Annotated in this window: 27 protein-coding genes; 20 read left to right on the top strand and 7 right to left on the bottom strand. The window is 35.9% G+C overall.

Annotated elements, in window-relative coordinates; genetic code table 11:
• Positions 1-113 precede the first annotated feature (113 nt).
• The 4 genes from mecA (at position 114) to pepF (ending at position 6,191) form a co-directional block, all read left to right on the top strand.
• Positions 114-791 carry an adaptor protein MecA gene (mecA, locus tag TX86_RS14505; RefSeq protein WP_042349485.1) on the top strand — a complete coding sequence of 226 codons (678 nt, stop codon included), beginning with the start codon at positions 114-116 and terminating at the stop codon, positions 789-791.
• Positions 792-1,395: 604 nt separating this feature from the next.
• Positions 1,396-2,907, top strand: a complete 1,512-nt coding sequence (gene cls, locus TX86_RS14500; protein WP_042349483.1) for a cardiolipin synthase — start codon at positions 1,396-1,398, stop codon at positions 2,905-2,907.
• Positions 2,908-3,082: 175 nt separating this feature from the next.
• Positions 3,083-4,279, top strand: a complete 1,197-nt coding sequence (locus tag TX86_RS14495; protein ID WP_042349481.1) for a competence protein CoiA — start codon at positions 3,083-3,085, stop codon at positions 4,277-4,279.
• A gap of 100 nt (positions 4,280-4,379) precedes the next feature.
• Positions 4,380-6,191, top strand: a complete 1,812-nt coding sequence (gene pepF / locus TX86_RS14490) for an oligoendopeptidase F (RefSeq protein WP_042349480.1) — start codon at positions 4,380-4,382, stop codon at positions 6,189-6,191.
• Positions 6,192-6,915: 724 nt separating this feature from the next.
• Here the strand turns inward: pepF and TX86_RS14485 are convergent.
• The 4 genes from TX86_RS14485 to TX86_RS14470 form a co-directional block, all read right to left on the bottom strand.
• The gene (locus TX86_RS14485) at positions 6,916-7,809 is read right to left on the bottom strand and encodes a ClpXP adapter SpxH family protein (RefSeq protein WP_081707666.1); all 894 of its coding nucleotides are present in this window, start codon (positions 7,807-7,809) and stop codon (positions 6,916-6,918) included.
• Between the two features lie 79 nt (positions 7,810-7,888).
• Positions 7,889-8,272 carry a globin domain-containing protein gene (locus tag TX86_RS14480; protein ID WP_042349479.1) on the bottom strand — a complete coding sequence of 128 codons (384 nt, stop codon included), beginning with the start codon at positions 8,270-8,272 and terminating at the stop codon, positions 7,889-7,891.
• 153 nt (positions 8,273-8,425) lie between these two features.
• Positions 8,426-9,109, bottom strand: coding sequence for a lytic transglycosylase domain-containing protein (locus tag TX86_RS14475; RefSeq protein WP_042349478.1), 684 nt, complete (start codon positions 9,107-9,109; stop codon positions 8,426-8,428).
• Between the two features lie 19 nt (positions 9,110-9,128).
• A complete protein-coding gene (locus tag TX86_RS14470) occupies positions 9,129-9,710 on the bottom strand; it encodes a CYTH domain-containing protein (protein ID WP_042349476.1) in 582 nt (193 codons plus the stop codon).
• 110 nt (positions 9,711-9,820) lie between these two features.
• On the opposite strand from TX86_RS14470, the gene TX86_RS14465 reads away from it, so the two are divergent.
• Genes TX86_RS14465 through TX86_RS14450 form a run of 4 tightly spaced genes read left to right on the top strand, consistent with a single transcriptional unit; the run spans position 9,821 to position 12,603 of the window.
• On the top strand, positions 9,821-10,186 hold the full coding sequence (locus TX86_RS14465) for a UPF0738 family protein (RefSeq protein ID WP_042349475.1): 366 nt from the start codon (positions 9,821-9,823) through the stop codon (positions 10,184-10,186).
• A gap of 28 nt (positions 10,187-10,214) precedes the next feature.
• The gene (gene yjbM / locus TX86_RS14460) at positions 10,215-10,847 is read left to right on the top strand and encodes a GTP diphosphokinase (protein WP_042349474.1); all 633 of its coding nucleotides are present in this window, start codon (positions 10,215-10,217) and stop codon (positions 10,845-10,847) included.
• 50 nt (positions 10,848-10,897) lie between these two features.
• Entirely contained in the window at positions 10,898-11,692 is a 795-nt protein-coding gene (locus TX86_RS14455; protein ID WP_042349473.1) for an NAD kinase, read from the top strand.
• 26 nt (positions 11,693-11,718) lie between these two features.
• A complete protein-coding gene (locus TX86_RS14450; protein WP_154663116.1) occupies positions 11,719-12,603 on the top strand; it encodes an RluA family pseudouridine synthase in 885 nt (294 codons plus the stop codon).
• Positions 12,604-12,720: 117 nt separating this feature from the next.
• Here the strand turns inward: TX86_RS14450 and prpE are convergent, their stop codons facing one another.
• A complete protein-coding gene (prpE, locus tag TX86_RS14445) occupies positions 12,721-13,461 on the bottom strand; it encodes a bis(5'-nucleosyl)-tetraphosphatase PrpE (protein WP_042349471.1) in 741 nt (246 codons plus the stop codon).
• A 247-nt stretch (positions 13,462-13,708) separates the two neighbouring features.
• Here prpE and mgtE point away from each other — a divergent pair, with 247 nt between their 5' ends.
• The 4 genes from mgtE to TX86_RS25825 all read left to right on the top strand — a co-directional run bounded on the left by mgtE (position 13,709) and on the right by TX86_RS25825 (position 19,834).
• A complete protein-coding gene (mgtE, locus tag TX86_RS14440) occupies positions 13,709-15,082 on the top strand; it encodes a magnesium transporter (RefSeq protein WP_042349470.1) in 1,374 nt (457 codons plus the stop codon).
• A gap of 168 nt (positions 15,083-15,250) precedes the next feature.
• A complete protein-coding gene (fabI, locus tag TX86_RS14435) occupies positions 15,251-16,024 on the top strand; it encodes an enoyl-ACP reductase FabI (RefSeq protein WP_042349469.1) in 774 nt (257 codons plus the stop codon).
• Positions 16,025-16,256: 232 nt separating this feature from the next.
• Positions 16,257-16,781, top strand: coding sequence for a cell envelope integrity TolA family protein (locus tag TX86_RS27030; RefSeq protein ID WP_052343684.1), 525 nt, complete (start codon positions 16,257-16,259; stop codon positions 16,779-16,781).
• Positions 16,778-19,834 (top strand): CotO family spore coat protein, encoded by a 3,057-nt coding sequence (locus TX86_RS25825; protein WP_052343683.1) that lies wholly within the window; start codon positions 16,778-16,780, stop codon positions 19,832-19,834. Before TX86_RS27030 ends, TX86_RS25825 begins: the two co-directional genes overlap by 4 nt.
• Before the next feature lie 57 nt (positions 19,835-19,891).
• Here TX86_RS25825 and TX86_RS14425 read toward each other — a convergent pair whose 3' ends face one another.
• Positions 19,892-20,437 carry a CotY/CotZ family spore coat protein gene (locus tag TX86_RS14425; RefSeq protein WP_042349468.1) on the bottom strand — a complete coding sequence of 182 codons (546 nt, stop codon included), beginning with the start codon at positions 20,435-20,437 and terminating at the stop codon, positions 19,892-19,894.
• A 128-nt stretch (positions 20,438-20,565) separates the two neighbouring features.
• Between TX86_RS14425 and TX86_RS14420 the strand changes: the two genes are divergently transcribed.
• The 6 genes from TX86_RS14420 (at position 20,566) to TX86_RS14395 (ending at position 24,073) form a co-directional block, all read left to right on the top strand.
• Positions 20,566-20,922 (top strand): DUF1360 domain-containing protein, encoded by a 357-nt coding sequence (locus TX86_RS14420; protein WP_042349467.1) that lies wholly within the window; start codon positions 20,566-20,568, stop codon positions 20,920-20,922.
• Positions 20,923-21,263: 341 nt separating this feature from the next.
• Positions 21,264-21,746, top strand: coding sequence for a YhcN/YlaJ family sporulation lipoprotein (locus TX86_RS14415; protein WP_042349466.1), 483 nt, complete (start codon positions 21,264-21,266; stop codon positions 21,744-21,746).
• 13 nt (positions 21,747-21,759) lie between these two features.
• Entirely contained in the window at positions 21,760-22,227 is a 468-nt protein-coding gene (spoVAC, locus tag TX86_RS14410; RefSeq protein ID WP_042349465.1) for a stage V sporulation protein AC, read from the top strand.
• A 3-nt stretch (positions 22,228-22,230) separates the two neighbouring features.
• A complete protein-coding gene (gene spoVAD, locus TX86_RS14405) occupies positions 22,231-23,256 on the top strand; it encodes a stage V sporulation protein AD (RefSeq protein WP_042349464.1) in 1,026 nt (341 codons plus the stop codon).
• A gap of 26 nt (positions 23,257-23,282) precedes the next feature.
• On the top strand, positions 23,283-23,639 hold the full coding sequence (spoVAE, locus tag TX86_RS14400; RefSeq protein ID WP_042349462.1) for a stage V sporulation protein AE: 357 nt from the start codon (positions 23,283-23,285) through the stop codon (positions 23,637-23,639).
• Positions 23,640-23,914: 275 nt separating this feature from the next.
• Positions 23,915-24,073 (top strand): YjcZ family sporulation protein, encoded by a 159-nt coding sequence (locus tag TX86_RS14395; RefSeq protein ID WP_042349461.1) that lies wholly within the window; start codon positions 23,915-23,917, stop codon positions 24,071-24,073.
• Positions 24,074-24,230: 157 nt separating this feature from the next.
• Here TX86_RS14395 and TX86_RS14390 read toward each other — a convergent pair whose 3' ends face one another.
• Positions 24,231-24,500: a hypothetical protein gene (locus TX86_RS14390; RefSeq protein WP_154663115.1), complete on the bottom strand. Its 270-nt coding sequence runs from the start codon at positions 24,498-24,500 to the stop codon at positions 24,231-24,233.
• A 7-nt stretch (positions 24,501-24,507) separates the two neighbouring features.
• Here TX86_RS14390 and TX86_RS26750 point away from each other — a divergent pair, with 7 nt between their 5' ends.
• Together TX86_RS26750 and spoVIF are read left to right on the top strand one after the other, a co-directional pair.
• On the top strand, positions 24,508-24,675 hold the full coding sequence (locus tag TX86_RS26750; RefSeq protein WP_154663114.1) for a hypothetical protein: 168 nt from the start codon (positions 24,508-24,510) through the stop codon (positions 24,673-24,675).
• A gap of 282 nt (positions 24,676-24,957) precedes the next feature.
• On the top strand, positions 24,958-25,212 hold the full coding sequence (gene spoVIF, locus TX86_RS14380; RefSeq protein ID WP_042349458.1) for a sporulation-specific transcription regulator SpoVIF: 255 nt from the start codon (positions 24,958-24,960) through the stop codon (positions 25,210-25,212).
• The last annotated feature ends 51 nt before the right edge of the window (positions 25,213-25,263 follow it).

Raw genomic sequence — 25,263 nt, 5'->3', positions numbered from 1 at the left:
ATAGCAGTATGATTATGATTTAAGAACTAGGGTAAAATGATTGTACGACTCGACTCACTTTTTGGGGGTAATTCCCTTCACACTATAATTATGATAGAAGGGAGAGGGGTTTTATGGAAATAGAACGAATTAATGAATATACAGTCAAATTTTATATTTCATATGTAGATATTGAGGAAAGAGGATTCGATCGTGATGAGATTTGGTATAATCGAGATCGGAGCGAAGAATTGTTCTGGGAAATGATGGATGAAATTCATCATGAAGAAGAATTTGCAATCGAAGGGCCGCTTTGGATTCAAGTGCAAGCATTGGATAAAGGTTTAGAAATAATGGTTACGAAAGCGCAATTTACAAAAGATGGCAATAACTTGGAAATTCCGATTTCTGATGATAAAGTCAAAGAGTTACCTGTGGATGAAAGAATTGAATCGCTCCTAGACCAGCATTTCCATGTGAAGCAAGAAAATGATACGGATGATGCTGTAGAATATGATCTTGATGTATTAGAATGTATGATTCGATTCGAAGATTTTGAAGATGTTATCTCTTTAAGCAAAAGAGATGGGTTAGAAGGATTTAAATCTTCCTTATACTCATTTGAAAATAAATACTACTTATACGTTGAATTTGAGGATGAAGAAACGGATGAAGGCTTTATTGATGACACGTTAAGTGTTCTGTTAGAGTACGGCATTGAATCATCTTTAACTATTCATCGTATACAAGAGTATGGTAAAGAAATTATCGCTGATGATGTATTTAACACCCTTCGAAAATATTTTTCTTAATTAAAATGTAGCTTTTAAGATGTGATATAGGCAATATTCTATTTAAAAGCGCCAAATTTAGAAATTTAACATAACAGACAAAGTTCACGTAACTGACTACGAATGTCTATAAAGCTTACAAAGGGCGTGCGAAAAGTGATGGAAATTACTTTTTGCATCGCCCCTTTTTTTGTACTTTAAGAAAGTTCAACTTCATTAAAGGAATAAAGTGTAAGTATGTATATAAATTTGTGTGGTGTCTAGTTCCAGCGCCCAGCGACGTATAGATTTCGCCCATCTCCCTACGATAAGTCAATACGAAAAAGGCTACCGCCTCTTCATGTTGTCTAGTTCTGAACGCATCGGCTCGAGGTCATAAGTCAATCAGTCCAGAAGGTCAAAAGCGACCTTCTAGCTAGCTTGCCTTATGCTTGTCACCGATAAACGGGCGTTCTCCACATTTCGGTTTTTCCTTTATCGAAAGAAGAGTGCTCCAATCTATACGTCGCAAAACGGGCGCTTGCGCTTTTCTTATAAAATAATGAACCATTTAGTTGTTTCGTACGTAGAAATAATAGTATAAAGAAATTAAATTCAACAGTGTAATAGATTGAAGGGAGATTTTATGAGAAATACAGTCAGGCTAGGGATTTTTATCTGTATGCTTGCTGGCCTATGGTTTATATTTAAAGATCGATTACATGACAATTTTTTTAGTTTTATAAGTATTATTTTAACCATTTCAGCCTTTGTAATAGGTGTAGTTATATTTATGGAGAATCGTCATCCAACGCAAACGTTAACGTGGCTAGTAGTCATTGCGGCTTTTCCTTTATTCGGTTTTATCTTTTACTTTTTGTTTGGACGGAATTATCGAAAAGAAAGAATTTATCGAAAGAAATATTTTTTGGACAAGCAAGCTTTTCTGAGAATCGAAGGCGAGTCAGATGTTAGTGAAGAGCGTCTGAAAGACATGGGGAATCATCAAAAAAAGGTTATATCACTTGCTCAAAAGATTGGTAATAGCCCAATTTCATTTGCTACAAGAACAAAAGTGTTAACGAATGGAGATGAAACATTTACTCATATTTTAAATGAGTTAAAGAAGGCAAGACACCATATTCACTTAGAGTATTATATTGTACGTGATGATTGTATAAGCAATGAAATTAAGTCTGTACTAATTGAGCGTGCTCAGCATGGAGTAAAAGTTCGTTTTTTATATGATGCGGTAGGGTCATGGACATTACCGAATGCATATATTAAAGAACTGCGCGATGGTGGTGTTGAAGTAGCGGCATTTGGTCCTGTGCGACTTCCGTTCTTAACGAATACAGCTAACTTTCGAAACCATAGAAAAATAATCGTAATTGATGGTCATGTTGGCTTCGTAGGTGGTTTAAATATCGGAGATGAATATTTAGGGAGAAATAAAAACTTTGGGTTTTGGCGTGATACACATCTTTTAGCAGAGGGAGAAGCGGTTCGGACACTGCAACTGATTTTTTTGCAAGACTGGTATTATAGTACAAATAAAAGTTTCTTAACAGACGAATATTTATCTACTAGGTTACCTATTAGCCATGAACATGGTGGTGTACAAATGATTGCTGGTGGTCCAGATAATGAATATAGCGTGATAAAGAATATTTTCTTCAGCATGATTACTTCAGCGAAAGAATCTGTTTGGCTTGCATCACCTTATTTCATTCCAGATGAGGATATCTTTCAAGCGATTAAAGTAGCTGCATTAAGTGGGGTTGATGTTCGTATCCTAGTGCCTAAAAATCCGGATAAAAGAATTGTATGGCATGCTTCTCGTTCTTATTTTTTGGACTTGCTTGAAGCAGGTGTGAAAATTTATGAATATAAACAAGGTTTCATGCATAGCAAAATTGTTATAGTAGATCGTGAATTAGCATCAATTGGGACAGCGAATATGGATATGAGGAGTTTTCATTTGAATTTCGAAGTAAATGCGTTCTTATATAGAACGGATAGTACGCATAAATTAGTAAATGATTTTCTTGGAGATATTGAAGAATCTCAGAGTTTGCATGGAGATACTTTTAAGAAGCGTCATATTGGGCATCGTATTATGGAATCAACTTGTCGATTACTATCGCCATTATTGTAAATATTAGTTGGGAAAGAAGGGTTGTTCGAAAGTGCTTTTAATCACTTTTCGAACAACCCTTTTACGCTTTTATAGCTATCTGAAGAAGCTTACATGTTTTATCATTTATTTTTTCGATAAAACAGGATTACATAGAAATTTGTCGAATGTTTTGGAATAGAAAGGAGGATAAAAAATGTTAGTAGCAAAGTCTCAAGATGGAACGATTCTATCATTATTGTCTTTAACAAGAAATGAAATACAACAATATCGAATGAATACGTATTATTGCCCATGTTGCAACAAGCGAGTAAATATGAAGGCAGGGAGGGTGAAAATTCCGCATTTTGCACATATGGCGAATGAAACATGTCATTATGCTTCAGAAGGTGAATCACTAGAGCATTTACAAGGAAAAAAACATCTGTATGAATGGCTAAATAATCAAGGGTATGCGGTAGAATTAGAGAAATATTTTTCGACCTTTCAGCAGAGGGCAGATTTGTATGTGATTTATGGAAATCAGGGATATGCAATCGAATTTCAATGTTCTTCTATTTCGTTAGACGAGATGATTAAACGAACGCAGACCTACTTACAGCATCGTATTATACCATTGTGGATTCTGTGTAGCACTTTTTTAAAGAGACGGAGGTATAATACTTATTTGATTTCATCCTTTCAGTGGTACGCTATCTCAGGAAGTTTATTGGCGCCACGTTTGTTCTTCTATTCTCCCTCATTACATCAAATGACTGTTTTATCGCAGCTTACTTCTTTTTCATCTCGTCTAACTATTTCGAAACCACAATTTATGCAATTGAAACAACTATCTTTTCCTCAATTATTGCAGACTCCCGTAAACGCTCCTATATATTATTCAGATTGGATAATAGCCAAACAAAAATGGCGTCTTAATGCTTCTCAATATGCCACCTTTTCTCCGGGTTTTTATCGTGCTCTTTATTTAGCTAGAATGTTTCCTGCAACGTTTCCTCATGAAATCGGTATTCCTGTTCCATATGGTCATTTTTATAAGACACATACAATCGAGTGGCAATTTTGGTTGCTTGAACGTGTTTTGAAAAATAAAATGCTAGGTGATTCAATCACTTCACAGGATTGGAAAAGAGCTCTTATATATTGTTTAAAAGAGAAAACGATTGTTCTCCGTCATTTTCCGTTTCTTTCACCTATTAAGCCATTACTTCCAGTGAAATATTATGTTTACATGCTCGAAAATTTAGGTGTGTTAAAACGAATCGAGAAGGGTAAGTATATATTAAATCGTTTAGTAGAAAACTTTAACCCAGAAGAACCTCAGCAAGAAAAGGTTTTTTACCAAAAGGTATCATTTATTTATAATGAACTCATGAGAAAGGCACTAAGTTAAAAGATAAGCAGGAATTTAATTTAGGATACAGAATTAATAGTATAATTATTCTGTATCCTAATGAAATGGATGTCACATTATTTGAAACGGAGGATTAGCTATGTCACAAAATAATAAACCAAAAGCTCTACCTGCTCGTTCAGAAATTAAGGTTGAAGATACATGGAGATTGGAAGATATATTTGCAACTGATGCTGATTGGGAGCAAGAATTTAAAGGTGTTAAAGAAGAGCTTAGTAAGGCGAGTTCATTTCAAGGTACTCTTGGAGAAAGTGCGGAACAATTATACAAAGCACTACAATTTCAAGATGAGGTATTTGAACGTCTAGGAAAATTATATACATACTCACATATGAGATACGATCAAGATACTACGAACTCACATTATCAAGGAATGGATGATCGTGCGAAGACATTGTACTCACAAAGTGCAAGTGCATTTTCTTTTATTCTACCAGAAATCTTAAGTATTGATGAATCGAAGTTAAATGCTTTCTTACAAGAAAGCGAAGATTTAAAGCTATATAAACATTCTATCGAAGAAATTAATTTACAAAGACCACATGTTTTATCAGCAAGTGAGGAAGAGCTTCTTGCTAAAGCTTCAGAAGTGTTAAATGCTTCTAGCAATACATTTGGTATGTTAAATAATGCAGACATTGAATTTCCATCTATTAAGGATGAGAACGGTGAGGAAGTACAAGTAACACATGGTCGCTATATTACGTTCTTAGAAAGCGCAGATCGTCGTGTTCGAAAAGATGCATTTGAGGCAGTTTACGAAACATATGGTAAATATTTAAATACATTTGCTAGTACATTAGCTGGTAATGTAAAGAAGCAACAGTTTAACGCTGAAGTGCGTCATTATGACTCTGCTCGTCAAGCAGCCCTTAGTGCTAATAATATACCAGAAACAGTGTATGATAATTTAGTTAAAACAGTTAATGATAATTTGCATTTATTGCACCGTTACATTGACTTACGTAAGAAAGTTTTAGGTGTTGATGAACTTCATATGTATGATTTATACACGCCATTGGTGAAAGAAGTAAAGATGGATGTATCATATGAGGAAGCGAAGAACTATGTTTTAGAAGGTTTAGCACCTCTTGGGGAAGATTATAATCGTGTCCTTAAAGAAGGTTTTGAGAATCGTTGGGTAGATGTACATGAGAATAAAGGAAAGCGAAGCGGTGCATACTCTTCAGGAGCATATGGTACAAATCCATATATTTTGATGAACTGGCAGGATAACGTGAATAACTTATTTACTTTAGTTCATGAATTCGGTCATTCTGTGCATAGTTATTATACGAGAAATACACAGCCGAATACGTATGGTGATTATTCAATATTCGTTGCAGAAGTAGCTTCTACATGTAATGAGAACCTGTTAAATGATTATTTGTTAAATACAATTAAGGATGAGAAACAGCGTTTATTCTTATTGAATCATTACTTAGAAGGTTTCCGTGGCACTGTTTTTCGTCAAACAATGTTTGCGGAATTTGAACAAAGCATTCACCAGAAAGTTCAAAATGGTGAGGCGTTAACGGCAGAATCTTTAACAGAAGAATATTATAATCTTAACAAAAAATATTTTGGTGATAATATTCATATTGATAAGGAAATTGGTAGAGAGTGGGCAAGAATACCACATTTCTATTACAACTTCTATGTTTATCAGTATGCAACAGGCTTTAGTGCTGCAACAGCGTTGAGTAAGGGTATTTTAGAGGAAGGTCAACCTGCTGTAGAGCGTTATATTAACTTCTTAAAGGCTGGGAGCTCAGATTATCCAATTGAAGTACTTAAGAAAGCTGGCGTAGATATGACGAAAGCTGATCCAATTCAAGAGGCTTTAAATGTTTTTGAAGAAAAATTAAATGAAATGGAAAGCTTGTTGTAAAATATAGTGAAACTTTAATCGGTGAGGAGTTTATACCTCGCCGATTATTAGCTTTATTTTTTGTATAGAGGGTATTATGAATAAAATCAATAGTCACTTTATCTGTTTTTGTGTTATTTACATTACTTTTAAAATAATATTATTTTAAAATAATATTATTGGTTAAAAGCCTTTAAACCGGTTTTGATCATTAAATGAGAGTAAAAATATAAAAACGGTAAAAAATAAAATAGGAATCGATAGAAGTAATGGAAAAGTTTCAATTAACGCAAGAATATGAAGGACTATAGAGACTAGTAGTAAGCATAAAAATAAAATGAACTTTTTTTTATTCATAGTAAACTCCTTTTAAAAATGACATTTATATAATGTATGTTAAATATGAAATATTATACTAAAAATTTGACGAAAATGTGAAAGATCTAACAAACACTTGAAATGATACTAGATTATCTGTTATATTATGAGTGTGAAGTTGATCACAAGCAAACATATACCCCTTTGTTTGACCGTGAAAAATTTCTCCCATCCCCTTTGTTCGTATGAATAGAAAAAGACCTTGCTTATCCCGGCAAGGTCTTTTTCATATATATTGGATAAAGGATAAAGTTTTATGAAAAAAGTAATTGTAGATATTATTCCAGAAATAGATTTCATGTAACTTGGTTGAAAATAGAAAAAGGCATCCTAAAAATGATCTGTAATCGCTTTTAGGATGCCTTTTTTATTTTATATATTTCCAAAACATGCCATGCTTTGCAGGAATTCGCTCTACCACTCTTTGTAGCTGAAGTTTTTTCATTATGTTTTCTACTGCTTGATCGGTCATGTCGTATGTAACGGAAATTTCTTTGGTCGCAACAACGTTATAAAAGCGAACAAAAGATTCTATATCTGGTAATGGATTAGGTTCTGGCATAGATGGCATCATTTCAGACAAAATGGACAAATACACATCATATGAATAACTGCCTGATACTTTTATACCTTCTTCTTCTATATTGCTGTTAAAGAACACGAGAGAAGGTATTTCTTGTACATCCATTTCGTTTGTGATTTTGACATCGCATTGAAAGGCCTTTGCTGCAGCTTTCGAATGAATATCATTTAGAAATTCATCTAAATCAAGTTTGACAGCTTTTGCGCACTCAATTAAGACTGACATTTCAGAGATATTTTTTTTCTTCAGGAAAAAGAACTCCTGGAATTTCCTTAAGAACTTAATTCCTTGTTTTTTTCCTTGAAGCTCGGCTGCTTTAATGGCAATAGAGGCATTATAGGGCATAGATAGTGGGAGAGAATTGTTTAACCATAGCTCTCCTTCACATGACATTCCAGTTCTACTCGCTGTTCTTTCCCAATGAGTAGCAATATTTTCAGACGAGTGAGTGCCGTATGAAGTATTTAAGGTAGCTAGTTTTCCGCTAAGAACGTGCTTAACACTGATAATATTTCCGTATTCCATTTGTAGCTTTTTTAAAATGGGTTCCATTCCCCAGCATTGTGGGCAAAGGGGATCTATAAATACATAAATTTCAATTGGTTTTTTCCCGGCAATAGCACAATGGTATTTATGAAGCCACTCAACAAAATTCAAGGTGTTTTTTTGAGTACTCAACTTTTTCTCCTTTCTTGACTATGAAGTCATCGTATAGGCATGTTTTTTGTAAAAATAGTTTCAGCTTATACAAGTATTTTTAGTCTTGAGAAGGGGTGTTAACCATATGTTGTGCAGTTAAAGTTAATCGGCTAAGGATAAATTCTCGCAATTCACTTTGAAGCTGAACTTCATCCATAGCTGCACTCATACAGTCTAACCAGGCTGCCGCTCTCTCAGGTGTAATCTCAAATTCAAGATGACGAGCACGTAACATAGGGTGTCCGTGTTCATCTGTGTACAGAGAAGGACCTCCCAAAAATTGCGTTAGGAATTGCTTTTGCTTTCGAATAGTTTCAGTTAAATCATCTGGAAAAATTGGCATTAATAATGGATGTTTATGCACCTTTATGTAAAAAGTTTCAATTAACTTGTGTAATTGTTGTTCTCCTATTGCATCATAGGGGGTCTGTGAATTTGACATAGTATTCTCCTCTTACAACTTATGTAAGGATATTGTAGCAACCGCGGTAGAATATCTCAAACATCTAGCTTGAAAAGGTTAAAATTTACAGCAAAAAAAGAGGTGCAAATTTAACAAATTTGTACCTCTTTTTTGTCTGGAAATCAGTTATATTTAAGCGTTAAATGTTCCTAAAACATTTCTTACATATTTTTGTGTCTCTTTAAAGGGTGGAATACCATTGTATTTGTCTACATTTCCTGGTCCTGCATTATAAGCTGCTAGCGCTAATGTTGTATTTTCGTTGTATTTGTCCAGCATTTGACGTAAATATTTTGCTCCACCCATTATGTTTTCCCTTGGGTTATAGACATCTTTTACTCCTAAATATTTTGCCGTTGTTGGCATCAGTTGCATTAAACCGGCAGCTCCTGCTTGACTTGTAACTGAGTTATCAAAGTCAGATTCGTGCTTAATAACAGAAGAAATAAGCTTCGCTGGAATGTTATAGCGCTGAGCCGCTTCTTCTATATATTGCTCGTATTGCTTGGAGGTGCCTGATAAGGGTGTAGAAGAATTGCTGTTAAAGCTAATGGCATTATATGAAGGTAGTGCTGCTGATAGACTTAAAGGTACGTCGTTATTTAACATTTCGCCCGTATAATCAGTGTCATTTGAAATGCTAGCAATGCTACCAAGTGTATTTGTGATTGAAGAGCTATCACTTTGGTTCATCAAAAAGCTCATTAACAATTCTTGAAACATCGTGGAATTCGATGCATTATTTATGGAAAAATTGTTAGTTAACCCTTGGATTCCTTGTATTTCAATTAAAGTTTTTAAATCTTGAACATTCATGTTTTCCACCTCGATTATTCTACTTCTTGAACTTTGCGTTATAAAATCTTTTAATCTTATTATCGGTTTGGCGGGTTGGAATGTTCAGCTCTTTCAGTAGGTTCATGAAATTTTCTTGTCCTATAGAATAATCGGTCACTTCATACTCTAATTCGTAGTCCTCCTTATTCAAATAGTTACTGTGGTCTAAAACAAGAGTTCCCTCCATATAATTTGTTTCAGCGCGACTCGTTGCTAATGTGCCAAAATGCTTTAAATCTTCGGCTGAAATGCCGAACTGTGTTAAAAGAATGTGCGAAATAGCACCTTTTTTTATTTGGTTTGTCTTGAGAATGTCTTGTGCTTCCTCGGAAGATAATGATTCATGCGTTTCAAGTAAGCCTTGTTCGGCTGGTTGTTTCAGTGTTAAAACATATTTTCCGTTTTTATGACGAATGCGTAAAGCAGCTCCATTTGCTTTCAAGGAGAAGTCTGCTGTATCAAAATAATGATTCTCTTGAGTGATGAATTCTGTATCTTTTATGGAGAAAAGGTTAGTCAATTTTATAAATTCTTCTTTTGTTAATAAGTTTTTAAATTCGATTTCGATTTCTTGATTCATATTAATCGTCCTCTCGATTAGATTATATATTGAATCTTACTTCAACCTTAGGCATACGTTAAGGGTTATGGTAAAATAAAATTGTAAGTTGCAGGAGGGAAAGCTATAAAATGAGAAAAGAGATTCAAGTAAAATCTACAATAAATGAATTAAACAAATTAATAATTAAATGTGATAGGCCAAGTTTAGCCGATATTAAGCCAAAGGGCCAGATGTTAGTAGATTCTGACCAATTTGCTTTTGTATACATAGTAGAATGTGAAAATGAATATATGTACCTTTCATTGCCTGAAAATACATGGCCTGAACTAAATGAAGTGTGTAAACACCAAAGCCCTGTTGTTTTAAGTAATGATGTTGAAGAGATTGAACTTCCTCAATTTGTGGAAGAGTTATTATATCTAATAGATAATATTAAAGATAATGCTAACTATGGTGAAGAGATGGGTTTGAAAGTAGAAAAAGTATTTTTGTAAGAAGTTCTGAGGCAGGTGCTGTTTGAAGATGAATTGGGATGATTTTTTAGCTCCTTATAAGCAAGCGGTAGAGGAGTTAAAAGTAAAATTAAAAGGAATGCGAACACAGTTTGAGCGTGAAGGTATTCACTCACCAATTGAATTTGTGACAGGTAGAGTGAAGCCAGTTGCAAGTATTCTTGATAAAGCAGAAAGCAAGGGAATTCCTATTGAGAAGTTAGGTGAAGAATTACAAGATATAGCCGGGCTTCGAATGATGTGTCAGTTTGTTGGGGATATCAAGACAGTTGTACAACTATTAAGGAACCGTAATGATCTTGAAATAGTAGAGGAAAGAGATTACATCTCTCATAATAAAGCAAGCGGTTATCGGTCGTATCATGTTGTTTTGAAGTATCCAGTTCAAACAATCCGTGGGGAGAAAAAAATACTAGTAGAAATTCAAATTCGTACACTAGCGATGAATTTTTGGGCAACGATTGAGCATTCACTAAATTATAAATACCGTGGTCAATTTCCGGATGATATTCGTGTAAGGTTGAAACGAGCAGCAGAAGCAGCCTATTTACTTGATGAAGAAATGTCAGAAATTGCTATAGAAATACAAGAAGCACAAAGAGTTTTTTCTAAAAAAAATGATGAAGCTCAAAAACTAACATAAAAGCCAGTATATGGTAGGAGAAAGTAGAGCTAGTCACGCGGGAGGATATTATGAAATTCGCCATAACCTCAAAGGGAGACGATAAATCAAATAAGTTAATGCAAAGAATGAAGATGTATCTTCAAGACTTTGAGTTAACATTAGATGAAGAACGTCCGGATATTGTTATTTCAGTAGGAGGAGATGGAACGCTGCTTTATGCGTTTCATCGGTTTAAATATCGACTAGATCAAACAGCTTTTGTTGGAGTACACACAGGTCATCTTGGTTTTTACGCAGATTGGACACCAGACGAAATAGAGAAGCTGGTGATAGCTATCGCTAAGACTCCCTATCAGGTAGTGGAATATCCTCTTTTAGAGGTTATTGTTCGTTATAAGCATGGTGGTGTACCATCAAAGTTCTTAGCTTTAAACGAATCAACGGTAAAAGGGGTAGAAGGAACACTTGTAATGGATATTGAGATTAAAGGACAACAGTTCGAAACATTTCGAGGTGATGGTTTGTGTGTGTCAACTCCATCAGGAAGTACAGCATATAATAAGGCACTGGGTGGAGCTATCATCCATCCATCCATTAATGCTATTCAAATTGCGGAAATGGCGTCTATTAATAATCGCGTATTTCGAACTGTGGGTTCGCCATTAATATTACCTGATCATCATACTTGCATGATGAAGCCTGTTAATCAAAATGATTTTATTATTACAATTGATCATTTACAGGTATTACAACGAGATGTGAAATCCATTCAATATCGTGTTTCAGATGAGAAAATTCGCTTTGCGCGTTTCCGCCCATTTCCATTTTGGAAACGCGTCCGCGACTCATTTATTGCTGATTAATAACTGTATAGAAATAGGGAAAGTGTGTGAATATGTTTCAATTAACTTGGCAAATAACAGAGCAGCAAGCAGGTACGGTGCTGCGAGAATTTCTTAAAGCACAACATATATCGAAAGCGGCTTTGGCGGATATTAAATTTAAGGGTGGCCGTATTCAAGTAAATGACCGTGAGGAAACTGTTCGTTATTTGCTACGAGTCAACGATTTGGTAAACGTTCAATTTCCGATTGAACATACCAGTGAAGGCTTGTTACCTGAAGATTTGCCATTACAGATTGTTTATGAAGATGATTACGTCTTAATTATCAATAAACCACCATTTACGAATACCATTCCATCTAGGGAACATCCTACAGGCAGTATTGCGAATCGTATCGCTGGTTATTATAAAAGAAAAAATATCGCATCAACGGTCCATGTAGTAACTAGATTGGATCGAGATACTTCTGGACTTATGCTGATTGCGAAGCATCGCCATGTTCATCATTTATTAAGTGAACAGCAGAAAAAAGGTAATGTAAGTCGTACTTATGAAGCTTTTGTGCATGGTCATTTACAGGATGAGGGAAAGGTAGAGGTTCCGATAGGACGAAAGGGAACGAGCATTATTGAAAGAGAAGTGCGAGAAGATGGACAATATGCTTGTACAATGTATCAATCATTAGCATTATTCGATGCTTTTTCACATATTCAATTACAATTACTTACTGGTCGTACCCATCAGATTCGAGTACATATGTCTTACTTAGGGCATCCGCTACTCGGTGATGATTTATATGGGGGTTCACTCAATCTCATAAGCAGACAAGCTTTACATTGTAAGCAAATTACTTTTTATCATCCTTTTAAAGAAGAAACTTTAACGTTTCAAGCTGAATTAATAGAGGATATGAAGAAGTTGATTCCATAATAAAGGGCGTCTGAAAAGTGATGAAAACTCACTTTTCGGACGCCCTTTTACGCTTTTATAATTAAATCTCATTTCTGATTAGTAGTCTAAAAAGACACTGATTTTTGTGGAGAAACATTATTGTTCTAATTCCCTAAATTTCTCAGCAACATAAGGCATAGAAGAAGGAACGCTTACGAATTCGAGCTCTGGATAGCGAAGCGCAGTTAATTTACCTCCAAAAATACAGCCTGTGTCAATATTGTAAGTACGATTTTGGATAATTGGATCTTTTACGGGTGTATGACCGTATACAATAATGGATTTACCTTTATGATGTTTTGCCCAATTTCTTCGAATAGGGTAGCCATCTTCATGGGTTTTTCCTGTTATATCGCCATAAAGGACGAATGTTTGTACTTTCTTATCATATCTACCTATAAAGTCCTCACGTATTCCAGCATGGGCAATAATTAATTTATCGCCATCTAACGTTTGATAAATTGGATTGTTTTCATATAATGAAATAAATTTCTTGCTGATTTTTTTTTGTTCGGAAAGTGGAAGTGCTTTATATTCTGCAACAGTCGTTTCTAAGCCATGCGTTATACTAACATTTCTACCTAGGAAAAATCGATATAGTTTATTGCAATGATTCCCAGGAACATAAATGCCTTTTTTGGTTTGAACAAGATTATATACGATTTCAATTATTCTTAAGGAATGTGGTCCACGATCGGTTAAATCGCCAACGAAAGCGAGAATGCGATTGGATGGATGGAGGGGGATTCCCGAATCCCAATTGTATCCAAGCTTTTCAGTTAAGCTTTTGAATTCGTCATAACAACCGTGAATATCACCAATTATATCTACGTTCATTAATATCATCTCCTTCCTTTATTTTATCCTATTTAGAAGTAAAATTATCGGCAGAAAGATTACTATGTAATATTAAGGTTTCATTTTTTTGAAATCGAGAATAATAAGGTTATATGGTTTGTTAAGAAATTGTGATGGACTGTAAATTTCTAACGACAACTTCCTATAGTATTTGCTAGTATAGTGAAGTAGGTTTTATGTATGTCTTATAGAAAGTAAGACATATTCCCCGAGAGGAGGTAATACTATGATTGAGCAAAATGATAAAGAAGTTGCGAATGTCGATGAAGCCCTTTTGTTAACAGCGTTAAAAGATGAAGAGTTAGATCAATTTAGGCAAGAGTTTATGGAGTTACACCCATATGATCAAGCTACATTTTTTGCAAAACTTGACACGGAAGAAAGAGCGAAGATTTATCATTTTCTTTCTCCAGAAGAAATGGCAGAGATGTTTGAAAACTTAGAGTCAGATGAAGAAGAATATAAGGAATTTCTTGCTGAGATGAATCCTTCCTATGCAGCTGATATGCTTGCTCATATGTATGCCGATGATGCGGTTGACGTATTAAATGAATTAGATAAAGAGCAGGTTGTTACATATTTAACAATAATGGATAATGATGCAGCTCAAGAAATTAGAGAGTTGTTACATTATGAAGAATATACAGCCGGAAGTATCATGACTACAGAGTTTATTTCAATTTCAGCAAATCAAACCGTTCGCTCTGCCATGTATATTTTGAAGAAAGAAGCTCCGCAGGCTGAGACGATATACTATGTGTTTGTTGTTGATGAAGATAAAAAACTAGTTGGTGTTATCTCTTTACGTGATTTAATTGTAAGTGATGATGATACGATGATTTCAGAAGTAATGAATGATCGTGTAGTAAGCGTGTCGGTTAGTGAAGACCAAGAAGAAGTTGCTAGAACAATGAAGGATTATAACTTTTTGGCTGTACCAGTTGTCGATTTTCAAAATCACCTATTAGGTATCATTACAGTCGATGATATTATGGATGTAATGGATGAAGAAGCATCAGATGACTATTCTAAGTTAGCTGGTATTTCTGATTTAGATAAAGTTGATCGAAATCCTTTTGGAGCAGCAAAAAAACGTCTGCCTTGGTTAGTTATTCTTTTATTTCTCGGGATGTTTACAGCGAGCTTGATTGGACGTTTTGAGGATACATTAAATCAAAAAGCAATATTAGCTGTTTTTATTCCTTTAATTGCGGGTATGGCAGGAAATTCTGGAACGCAGGCGCTTGCGGTTGCGGTTCGTGGTATTGCCACAGGTGATTTAGAGGAAGAAAGTAAATGGAAGCTTATTATTAGAGAAGCAGGAACAGGACTTATAACAGGTGCAACATGTGGAGTCTTAATTACGATTGTTATTTATTTGTGGCAAGGTGATTTAGTATTAGGTTTCTTAGTTGGTTTATCTATTTTAACAACACTAATTGTCGCAACATTAGCAGGCTCACTTGTACCGCTGCTTATGCATAAAATGAAAATTGATCCCGCAGTCGCATCAGGCCCTTTTATAACAACGATTAATGATATTATTAGTATTTTAATTTATTTTGGTATGGCGACAATGTTTATGAGTTATTTGAACTAAGCAAAAAGGTTGTTCGAAAAGTGAATGAAAGTCACTTTTTGAACAACCTTTTTACATTTTTTAGATAAAAATTAAACAAGTTACTTTCTTTTATAACGAGTATTCGTTATAATTGATATTAGTACTAGGTTCTAATATCTTGTTATATAAAAAATAGGAGGCACAAAAATGGCTCTTTCTTTAAATGGTAAAACAATTGTAGTAATGGGAGTTGCGAATAAACGCAGTATCGCATGGGGAATTGCGCGTTCATTACATGATGCAGGCGCTAACTTAATTTTTACATACGCAGGTGAAAGATTAGAGAAAAGTGTTAAGGATTTAGCACATTCTTTGAATGAATCGTATGCTGTATTGCCATGCGATGTTACAAATGATGAAGATGTAAAAAAATGCTTTACAACTATTAAAGAGCAAGTTGGAGTTATTCATGGAGTAGCCCACTGTATTGCATTCGCTAATAAGGAAGAATTAGTTGGCGACTATATGAATACAACTCGTGATGGTTTCTTACTAGCACATAATATTAGCTCATATTCTTTAACAGCTGTTGCAAAAGAAGCGCAAGAAGTAATGTCAGAAGGCGGTTCACTTGTTACGTTAACGTATCTAGGTGGAGAAAGAGTCGTTACGAATTATAATGTAATGGGTGTGGCGAAAGCATCACTTGATGCAAGCGTGAAGTACTTAGCTGCAGATTTAGGTAAGAAAAACATTCGAGTAAACTCAATTTCTGCAGGTCCAATCCGTACGTTATCTGCAAAAGGAATTAGTGATTTTAATACAATTCTAAAAGAAATTGAAGAAAGCTCTCCGCTTCGTCGTACAACAACTCCAGAAGAAGTTGGCGATACAGCATTATTCTTATTTAGTAATCTATCTAGAGGTATTACAGGTGAAAATATTCATGTAGACTCTGGATTCCATATCATTGCGAGATAATAAAAAGATTGTTACTTTTTTTATAATTAAGGAAAGCACATTACTTGTTAAGTAAATATAGACTTTTAAAAAAGCTATTCATCCTATTGGTGAATAGCTTTTTTGTCATACTTTTTTAGATTTAATAATGAAAAAAATTCCTATGTCCTTGCATAAAACAACGTGTGAAGAATATGTATCGTAAAGAATATTTATTTTACGTAGTCCAGTTTAATGGTTAGGGGGGATTATGATGACTAAGGATCAAAATAATAAATCTAAGCATCCCTTTATGTATATAGTACAGCCGGATATTTCAATACCACCATCTGATATGCAGGATCAATTACGTGTAGCTATTGATTCTGATGAGTCTAAACTTGAAGAGGTTAAGGTCAGTGAGGTTTCTGACGAAATTCGGATAATAAGTACAGAGAATATAAAAGGCGAAAAAAAAATTCTTGAAAAGGGAATAGATTCAAATGAAATAAAAGTGAAATCATTCAGCGTTAAGACTGAGGAAGAAGAGGCACGACTGAAGGCAGAGGAAGAAGCTCGATTGAAGGCAGAGGAAGAAGCTCGATTGAAGGCGGAGGAAGAAGCCCGATTGAAGGCAGAGGAAGAAGCCCGATTGAAGGCAGAGGAAGAAGCCCGATTGAAGGCGGAGGAAGAAGCTCGATTGAAGGCGGAGGAAGAAGCTCGATTGAAGGCGGAGGAAGAAGCTCGATTGAAGGCAGAGGAAGAAGCTCGATTGAAGGCGAGGAAGAAGCACAGTTGAAAGCAAAAGAAGAAATGTTAAAGGCAAAAGAAGAAATGTTAAAAGCTGTAGAAGAAGAGGTACGCTTGAAAGCGGAAGAAGAGGCCCGATTGAAGGCAGTGGAAAAAGCCCGATTAGAAGCAGAAAAAGTGCGTTTGGCAGAAGAAGAAGCAAGGTTAAAAGCAAAAGAAGTGCAGTTGAAAGTAGCAGAAGAAGAAAGGTTCAAGGTAGAGAAAGAAGCCCGGCTGAAAGCAGAGAAAGAAGCGAGATTAAAAGTGGAAGAAGAAGCCCGACTGAAAGCGAAGAAAGAAGCCCGATTGAAAGCAGAAGAAGAAGCCCGGTTAAAGGCGGAAGAAGCACGACTAAAAGCAAAAGAAGCCCAGTTGAAAGCAGAAGAAGAGGCACGTATGAAAGCAGAGAAAGAAGCTCGCATGAAAGCGAAGAAAGAAGCCCGATTGAAGGCAGAAGAAGAAGCCCGGCTAAAAGCGGAAGAAGAGCGACTGAAAGCAAAAGAAAAGCAGCTGAAAGAAAAAGAAGAGGCCCGTATGAAAGCAGAAGAAGAGGCCCGTATGAAAGCAGAAGAAGAGGCCTGTATGAAAGCGAAAAAAGAAGCCCGGCTAAAAGCGGAAGAAGAGCGACTGAAAGCAAAAGAAAAGCAGTTGAAAGTAGAAGAAGAGGCCCGTATGAAAGCAGAAGAAGAGACACGTGTGAAAGCAGAAGAAGAATCACGACTGAAAGCGAAGAAAGAAGCCCGACTAAAAGCGGAAGAAGAGCGACTGAAAGCAAAAGAAAAGCAGTTGAAAGTAGAAGAAGAGGCCCGTATGAAAGCAAAAGAAGAAGCTCGCATGAAAGCGAAGAAAGAAGCCCAATTGAAGGCAGAAGAAGAAGCCCGGCTAAAAGCGGAGGAAGCACGACTGAAAGCGAAAGAAGAGCAGCTGAAAGCAGAAGAAGAGTCTCGCATAAAAGCAGAGAAAGAAGCAAGGCTGAAAGCGAAGAAAGAAGCTCGCATGAAAGCAGAGGAAGAAGCTCGGTTAAAAGCGGAAGAAGCCCGACTGAAAGCAAAAGAAGAGCAGTTGAAAGCAGAAGAAGAGATTCGTATGAAAGCAGAGAAAGAAGCTCGTATGAAAGCAGAAGAAGCAAAACGGTTGAAAGCGAAGGAAGAAGCCCAATTGGAAGCAGAGAAAGCGAGGTTAAAAGATAGAGAGACGCAGTTGAAAGCAGAAAAAGAAGAAGTCAGATTAAAAATGAAAGAAGAAGTCCGCTTGCATGCGGAAAAAGAGGCTTGGTTGAAAGCAGAGGAAGCCTGGTTGAAAGCAGAAGAAGCGCGGTTAATAAAGAAACAGGCACAGCTGAAAGCAGAGGAAGAAGTTCGGTTTAGGGCAGAAGAAGCAAAACAGTTGAAAGCAGAAAAAGTTCGAATGGCAGAAGAAGAAGCTCTCCTAAAGGCAAGAGAAGAGCAGCTGAAAACAGAGGAAGAAGCCCGTATGAAAACAGAAGAAGAAGGGCGGTTAAGAGAAGAAGAAGCAAAACGGTTGAAGGCAGAAAAAGTTCGAATGGCAGAAGAAGAAGCTCGCTTAAAGGCACGAGAGGAGAAGTTGAAAACAGAGGAAGAAGCCAGGTTTAGAGCAGAGGCAGAGGAGGCCCGGTTGAAAGCGGAGAAAGAAGCAAGCTTGAAGGAAAAAGAAAAGCATTTAAAAGCAGAAGAGGAGCATCTTAAAGTAAAAGAAGAACGGTTAAAAGCAAAAGAAAAGGAGCTAAAAGCAGAGGAAAAAGTCAGGTTGCAAGCAGAAGAAGAAGCGAGGCTAAAAGCAGAAGAATTAGCCAAACTGCAAGCAGAAGAAGAGGCGAGGTTGAAAGCAAAAGAAAAGCAGCTGGAAGCAGAGGAAAAAGTCAGGTTGCAAGCAGAAGAAGAAGCGAGGCTAAAAGCAGAAGAATTAGCCAAACTGCAAGCAGAAGAAGAGGCGAGGTTGAAAGTAAAAGAAGAACAATTAAATGCAAAAGAAGAGCAGTTGGAAGCGGAGGAAAAAGCCAGGTTGAAAGCAGAAGAAGAAGTGAGGCTAAAAGCAGAGGATTTAGCTAAATTGCAAGCAGAAGAAGAGGTTAGGCTTAAAGTAAAAGAAGAACAGTTAAAAGCAAAAGAAGAGCAGATGAAAGCAGAGGAAAAAGCCAGGTTGATTGCAGAAGAAGAGGCTAGGCTTAAAGCAGAGGAATTAGCCAAATTGCAAGCAGAAGAAGAGGCTAGGCTTAAAGCAAAAGAAGAGCAGTTAAATGCAAAAGAAGCACAGCTGGAAGCAGAGGGAAAAGCCAGGTTGAAAGTAGAGGAGAAAACGCGGTTGTACGTAGAAGAATTGCAGATAAAACCAAGGGAAGATGTAAACATTGTAAAAAAGGCTAGGACATTAAGAAATAAGACCAATTTAATAAATGTTGTGAGTGAAGAAGAACTACGTATGGAAAGGAAAGAAACAAAGCAAGTGGCCGCTAGTCTGGATGAAATAGACACTATAGAAAATATGAAGTCAGAAGAAGTTCGTAAGGAAATAGAATTAGCTCAAGAAGAAGTGGTAGAGCAAATGGAAGCTGAAACTGTTCAAGAGGAAAATACAAAAATTATAGAAGTTGAAAAGGAATTTAAAAATGAAACTTCTATTCATAAACATAACTTAGGAAGGATGGAAGAAGAAGTAGTAGTTGCAATGGATACAAGTGTTAGTTTTGATGAAGTGATCAGCCAGAATAAAGAAGAAATAGATGCTGAGTCTTCGATGGTTGAAAGTATCACGGAGGCTAATCAAGTGAAGATGAAAATGGATCCGATAATGATCAGGAAAAATAGTAAGAAGAAGAAATTTTCGTCAATGACGAAAGAAGAACTTGTTAAATTCTTAGCAAGAATGCCTCAAGCAGTTCCTAAGCCTACATGTAAGATGAGCATTAATGGTAAAGAAATGCAGGGGCAAGTTCAAAGAAAAAAAGGTGATATATATTACATCAAAGTTATATCAGGAAAGAGAAATGAGTTGCTTAGAGTAAGGTTGGAAGAAATCGATTTTATTCAGGTTGAATATTTATAATGTTCTTATAAAAAGTAAAAATAAGGCTACTGAAATCAGTAGCCTTCACCCGAGTAATTAGAAAGTTTGGTTTGTGTGTATTGGTGGTAAGCAAGTAGCCGCTGTCATAGCTTTTAAATCTACTGTAACACAAATACCTGTACGAACAATTTTTTTAGCGCAATTAAGCGCTTCTAAAAACTCGTCGTAAGCAGTTTCGCAGCAATCTGAATTATCATGATGGCTACTGCTGTCATTATGACTCATTTCATGGCTTTCGTCATGATGACGGTGGAACTTTACTGGCTTTAACAATTCAAGTGTAGCACAGCAAGTATCTTCATCCACAAAATTTACACGGAATAAGAAACTTCTAACTACATTGAACATTTTTTCACCACAGTGGCTCCTTACAGCTCCTGCAGCTGAAAATGGGTTACAATTGCACGACAATAGAACAGGAATTGTATCAAAGTTTCTCATTTTTAAACGACCTTTTAGCTCGTCAATTGATTGCATACAACCGGTTCTGCAGTCTTCTTCAATTCTTTCTTGAGCTTCAGCTACCGATATTAAAGTAGAACATACACAGTCGTTTGAGAATTCATTATGTCCACAACTCATCCGTATTCCTCCTAGAAAATTATTTGACTCCTATCACTTACAGAGTATGAAGGACCGTCTTAAAATGAATGAGTTACCCGCCTATTTTTATCTTAAATGCCTGTTAGCAAAAAAATTGGAGGAAGATAATGATCGATTCGATGTTGGATTTTATATTATTATCACTAGCTAGCTTTCGATTAACACGATTAATCGTCTATGATAAAATCACAGCTTTTTTAAGAAAACCCTTTTTTGAAGAAGAGGATGAGAAGAACGAAAAAGGTGAAATTGAAACATATATTGTTCCGAAGAAGAAGGGTATTAAGGGATTTATAGGACAGCTTTTAAGTTGTTATTGGTGTACAGGCGTTTGGATTGCAATTTTTATAGTTTGTTTGTCTTATTTTTTTTCATATTGGTCAGGTTTTTTAATTGTGATATTGGCTGTAGCAGGGCTTGCCTCCATATTAGAAACCTTGGTACAACACTATATTGACGATTAATTTTGTGAATTTTAGGCATTTGAATGAAACATGCTTGTTCGTTATTCATATGTTACTGTATACCATTACAATCGAAATGTTTTTTGGGAGGTGTGCATCATGAAGCAAAATAAGCTATCAAATGAGCAAGCACAAAATGCCCAGCAACAAAAAAAGGATTCGAGTTATAAAAAAAAGAAAGATGATTGTGGCTGTGGTAAAAAGAAGAAAACATACTAATTAGATAATATATGTATGCGCTAGAGAATGCTTAGAGGCATTCTTTTTTTTGTCCTTTTTCTTATATTTTTTGGTTGTTTGTAAATCATAAAAAAGTAGGAAGAGTTGTAAGGAGTGAAATAATGAAAGATTTATTACGGTATTTATTAATTGTATCAGCAATTTGTGCTGTGTTTTTCACGATGGGATGTGAGGGAGCGAAAAAGAAAGGAGAAGCTAAAATGGCATTATTTAAGACAACTAATCCACATCCGGCCGTGCTATACGAAACACCAGAGGAATTTAAATTTGCAGAGGAGCTACAAAAATATGTTCTTTCTTTTCCTGATATATATGATGTTGCCATTATTACAGGGAAAAAACGTGTGTTAGTGGCTTATAAAGTAAAGCATATGAAGCGGTTCAAAATGAAAAAAATTGAAAAAGAGTTAAACAAAAAGCTAGAAGATAAATATAAGGATCATAATTTCACTGTATCAAGTGATTATAAGATTTTTTTAGAAGCAGTTGAATTAAATGAGGATTTAAAGGATGAAAAATATTCACGCGATAAAGCAAGGAAAGAGTTTAAGAAAATCATTAAGCTACAAGAAGAAATGACGTGAGGAGGTAGGGTAGATGAGTAAACAAGATTTAACACCACAGCAAGAGAAATATAAAGAACTACAGAAAAAAGATGAAATTAAGCGACCATTAATGAAAAATTGTATAAAAGCTTTTCTTGTTGGAGGCACTATTTGTTTCATTGGACAAGGTATTACATACTTTTATATTTATTTTTTTAATTTTACTGAGCAAACAGCAGGTAATCCAACGGTAGCAACAATGGTATTTATCTCAATGTTATTAACGGGATTTGGAATATATAAGAAAATTGGGCAGCTTGGTGGGGCCGGAAGCGCTGTACCAGTAACTGGTTTTGGTAATGCTGTTATTTCTGCTGCTATTGAACATCGGGCAGAAGGATTAGTACTTGGTGTAGGAGGAAATATTTTCAAGTTGGCAGGTTCAGTTATTGTTTTTGGCGTTGTCTCCGCTTTCTTTGTGGCACTCATTAAGACACTAGTGACAGGGATAGGGGGCTAAATTATGTTAGCAGGTAAACAATCATGGATTTTTAAACATGCGCCTGCAATATTAGCAACTGGTGTAACAGGTGGAAAGCTGGAAGGACAAGGACGATTAGCGAATGATTTTGACCTTCTTTACGATGACAATTATTTAAATGAAACGACATTAGAAAAAGCACATCGAAAATTGCTTGAAGATGCGATAGCTATTGCCTTACAAAAAGGAAATATGTCAAAGGAAGAAGTGGAATTTTTTTTTGCAGGCGATTTAATTAATCAAATTACACCAACGAGTTTTGCAGCTCGTACAAATGGTATTCCATATGTTGGGTTGTTTGGAGCTTGTGCGACGTCTATGGAAGGGCTGGCTTTATCTTCCTTTATCGTAAATTATGGAGGAGCTAATCATATTATTACTGGAGCATCGAGTCATAAAGCGGCTGTAGAGAAACAATTTCGCTATCCGAATGATTATGGAGGGCAGAAACCTCCAAGCGCACAATCGACTGTTACGGGTGCTGGTGTAGCTTTAGTAGGAAGCAGTATGCATATTAAACAGCCTACTCATAAAGTGATAGCGGCGACATTAGGTAAGGTTGTAGATATGGGATTAACGGATCCATTTAATATGGGTGGAGCGATGGCTCCTTCGGCAGTAGATACGATTATGGCTCACCATAAAGATTTAGGATTAGGTCCAAATTATTACGATGCTGTTATTACTGGTGACCTTGGATGTATTGGGCATAATGTGGCGTTTGATCTTATGCAAGAAAAAGGATTTGCCATTGATAGAGATCGTTTTTTAGATTGTGGCATGCTCATTTATAGTGATGATCAGAAACAAGAAGTATTTGCTGGAGGAAGTGGTGCTGCTTGCTCGGCTACGGTTTTGTATGGTCATTTATTGAATGAAATGAAAAAGGGTACTTACAAGCGTATTTTATTGGTGAGTACAGGTGCATTACTATCACCGTTATCTTTTCAGCAAGGTGAAACAATCCCTTGTATTGCTCACGCAGCTGCAATTGAATGGCAAGCATGAATGAAGTAGAAAGGTAGTGAAACTAGATGTTACCAATGTTTTTTTGGGCATTTGTTGTAGGTGGATTAATATGTGTAGTAGGTCAATTATTATTTGATGTAGCGAAATTGACGCCAGCACATACCTTGAGCTCACTTGTTGTAGCTGGTGCTATATTAGATGGATTTGGTTGGTATGAGCCATTAGCGGATTTTGCTGGTGCTGGAGCAACAATTCCTATTACGAATTTTGGAAATACTCTTGTGCATGGTGCTATGCAGGAGGCGGAAGCTCATGGACTTATTGGTGTCATAACAGGTATGTTTGAAATAGCTAGCTCGGGTATTTCCTCTGCAATTATTTTTGGGTTTATTGCTGCATTAATCTTTAAGCCAAAGAGTTAAAAAGACCGTTGCTGGATTTTTTCTGTCTAACCTTACACCTGACATGCTCGGTCATAAGCCGTTCTGTTTTGAAAATCAAAAGCAGGTTTTCAAGAACAGCTCGTCTTATGCCTGCCGCATGTCTCCTTTTGGATTAGAAGCTAAATCAAGAAGTAAATTCTAAATCCAAAAGGACCGGTGCCGGTTTTTCTTTTAGCCTCTGGGGAAAAGCCCAAACATATTCCCTTCTTTTGACATATGTTAGAAAAGAACTAAGCGAAAGCGAGGTGAAGGGAATGTACGGTGGCTACGGTGGATACGGCGGATACGGCGGTGCTTGTGGTGGATATGGTTATGGCGGCGGTACTGGTTGTGGCGGATTTGGCTCAACATTTGTATTAATCGTTGTATTGTTTATTTTGTTAATTATTGTAGGAGCATCTTTCTGCTTCTAAACTTTAAAACGGAACAGGAAGCTGTTCCGTTTTACTTTAGAATAAATATGAAAAAGATTTTCTATTTTACGCTCTTACATACAGGTAATTTATTAAGCATTTAGAGTTATGATCTACGTGCTTTTTATTATGCGTATCAACTTATATAAATTATTTTTCACTCATCATAATGCGTAGAATGGTGTACAAGAAAAAATCCCAAAAGAATTTCTTTTGGGATTTTATTTTTTTGTGATGAATTAGTATTTAATTGTAAAGACTCTAACTTCAATGCAACTGCAGCTATCGCACCAACAATTTTCAAGCCAGTGACCATTGTTGTTATTGTGATGTTTACGATTACCTTTTCCAGAATGGTGGTTAGAGCTTTCGCGATGATTAGATTCGTTGTCGCGACAGTTGCTGCTGTCCCAATGACTGGATTCATCTTGGTAATGACAGCTACTTTCATCATTGTTATTCATTTGTCTACAGCGCCAGCAATTGTTATTCCCCCACAACCAGTGATTGTTATTTCGACGTCTATTATTACATCTATTATTTCGGCGATTATTTTTATGGCGACAGTCATGATCGTTATTGTGATTGTTTTGGCTGGATGATTCGTGCTTATTATTTTTGTGATTGTTTTGGCTGGATGATTCGTGCTTATTATTTTTGCGATTGTTTTGGCTGGACGATTCGTGTTTATCATTCCTTGGCATAGATTTAACCTCCTTGTAAATGTCTCACCCTATCATATGTATTTGTGGTGAATTTGTTATGGACGAGAAAGTGTCATTTGCCAAATGTTAAATGAAAAATGAAATGTTTTTTGGCTGTTTAACAGGAACACTTTAGAAAGAAGTTCATACAATAACCATACAGAAAAGGAGGGCTCAAATATGGATTCTCATTTTTTTAAAAACATGGAAAAGAAAACGGGCGTTAATATGAAGGATGTTATGGATTTAGCGAATTCTTTGCAAGGTGCAAATTTTAAAGATGAAAATACGGTGCGCGGTGTGATTCAACGAGTATCTCAAATGGCTGGTAAGCCTGTTAATCAAGAGCTAGAAGATAAAATTGTACAATCAATTGTTAATGATGGAAAACAGCTTGATTTTGGTACAATATCTAAGATGATTAATAAGAAATAATGCATTAAGTACTTAATAAAAAAAAGAGGCAGTCCTAAAAGTAATGAAAAA

The organism is Bacillus massiliigorillae, assembly GCF_000380245.2.
In the GTDB taxonomy this organism is placed as follows: Bacteria; Bacillota; Bacilli; order Bacillales; family DSM-1321; genus Bacillus_AD; species Bacillus_AD massiliigorillae.
The sequence above is the reverse complement of the archived record's forward strand: the minus strand, read 5'-3'. Positions and strand labels throughout refer to the sequence as shown.

Coding starts and splice junctions, on each gene's coding strand:
- cls (WP_042349483.1), top strand. CDS start 1,396: ATGAGAAATACAGTCAGGCTAGGGATTTTTATCTGTATGCTTGCTGGC.
- TX86_RS14415 (WP_042349466.1), top strand. CDS start 21,264: ATGAAAGATTTATTACGGTATTTATTAATTGTATCAGCAATTTGTGCT.
- TX86_RS14395 (WP_042349461.1), top strand. CDS start 23,915: ATGTACGGTGGCTACGGTGGATACGGCGGATACGGCGGTGCTTGTGGT.
- spoVIF (WP_042349458.1), top strand. CDS start 24,958: ATGGATTCTCATTTTTTTAAAAACATGGAAAAGAAAACGGGCGTTAAT.
- spoVAD (WP_042349464.1), top strand. CDS start 22,231: ATGTTAGCAGGTAAACAATCATGGATTTTTAAACATGCGCCTGCAATA.
- TX86_RS14425 (WP_042349468.1), bottom strand. CDS start 20,437: ATGAGTTGTGGACATAATGAATTCTCAAACGACTGTGTATGTTCTACT.
- pepF (WP_042349480.1), top strand. CDS start 4,380: ATGTCACAAAATAATAAACCAAAAGCTCTACCTGCTCGTTCAGAAATT.
- TX86_RS27030 (WP_052343684.1), top strand. CDS start 16,257: ATGACTAAGGATCAAAATAATAAATCTAAGCATCCCTTTATGTATATA.
- yjbM (WP_042349474.1), top strand. CDS start 10,215: ATGAATTGGGATGATTTTTTAGCTCCTTATAAGCAAGCGGTAGAGGAG.
- TX86_RS14455 (WP_042349473.1), top strand. CDS start 10,898: ATGAAATTCGCCATAACCTCAAAGGGAGACGATAAATCAAATAAGTTA.
- TX86_RS14470 (WP_042349476.1), bottom strand. CDS start 9,710: ATGAATCAAGAAATCGAAATCGAATTTAAAAACTTATTAACAAAAGAA.
- fabI (WP_042349469.1), top strand. CDS start 15,251: ATGGCTCTTTCTTTAAATGGTAAAACAATTGTAGTAATGGGAGTTGCG.
- TX86_RS26750 (WP_154663114.1), top strand. CDS start 24,508: ATGACAGCTACTTTCATCATTGTTATTCATTTGTCTACAGCGCCAGCA.
- prpE (WP_042349471.1), bottom strand. CDS start 13,461: ATGAACGTAGATATAATTGGTGATATTCACGGTTGTTATGACGAATTC.
- spoVAC (WP_042349465.1), top strand. CDS start 21,760: ATGAGTAAACAAGATTTAACACCACAGCAAGAGAAATATAAAGAACTA.
- TX86_RS14420 (WP_042349467.1), top strand. CDS start 20,566: ATGATCGATTCGATGTTGGATTTTATATTATTATCACTAGCTAGCTTT.
- TX86_RS14475 (WP_042349478.1), bottom strand. CDS start 9,109: ATGAATGTTCAAGATTTAAAAACTTTAATTGAAATACAAGGAATCCAA.
- spoVAE (WP_042349462.1), top strand. CDS start 23,283: ATGTTACCAATGTTTTTTTGGGCATTTGTTGTAGGTGGATTAATATGT.
- TX86_RS14390 (WP_154663115.1), bottom strand. CDS start 24,500: ATGAATCCAGTCATTGGGACAGCAGCAACTGTCGCGACAACGAATCTA.
- mgtE (WP_042349470.1), top strand. CDS start 13,709: ATGATTGAGCAAAATGATAAAGAAGTTGCGAATGTCGATGAAGCCCTT.
- mecA (WP_042349485.1), top strand. CDS start 114: ATGGAAATAGAACGAATTAATGAATATACAGTCAAATTTTATATTTCA.
- TX86_RS14495 (WP_042349481.1), top strand. CDS start 3,083: ATGTTAGTAGCAAAGTCTCAAGATGGAACGATTCTATCATTATTGTCT.
- TX86_RS14465 (WP_042349475.1), top strand. CDS start 9,821: ATGAGAAAAGAGATTCAAGTAAAATCTACAATAAATGAATTAAACAAA.
- TX86_RS14480 (WP_042349479.1), bottom strand. CDS start 8,272: ATGTCAAATTCACAGACCCCCTATGATGCAATAGGAGAACAACAATTA.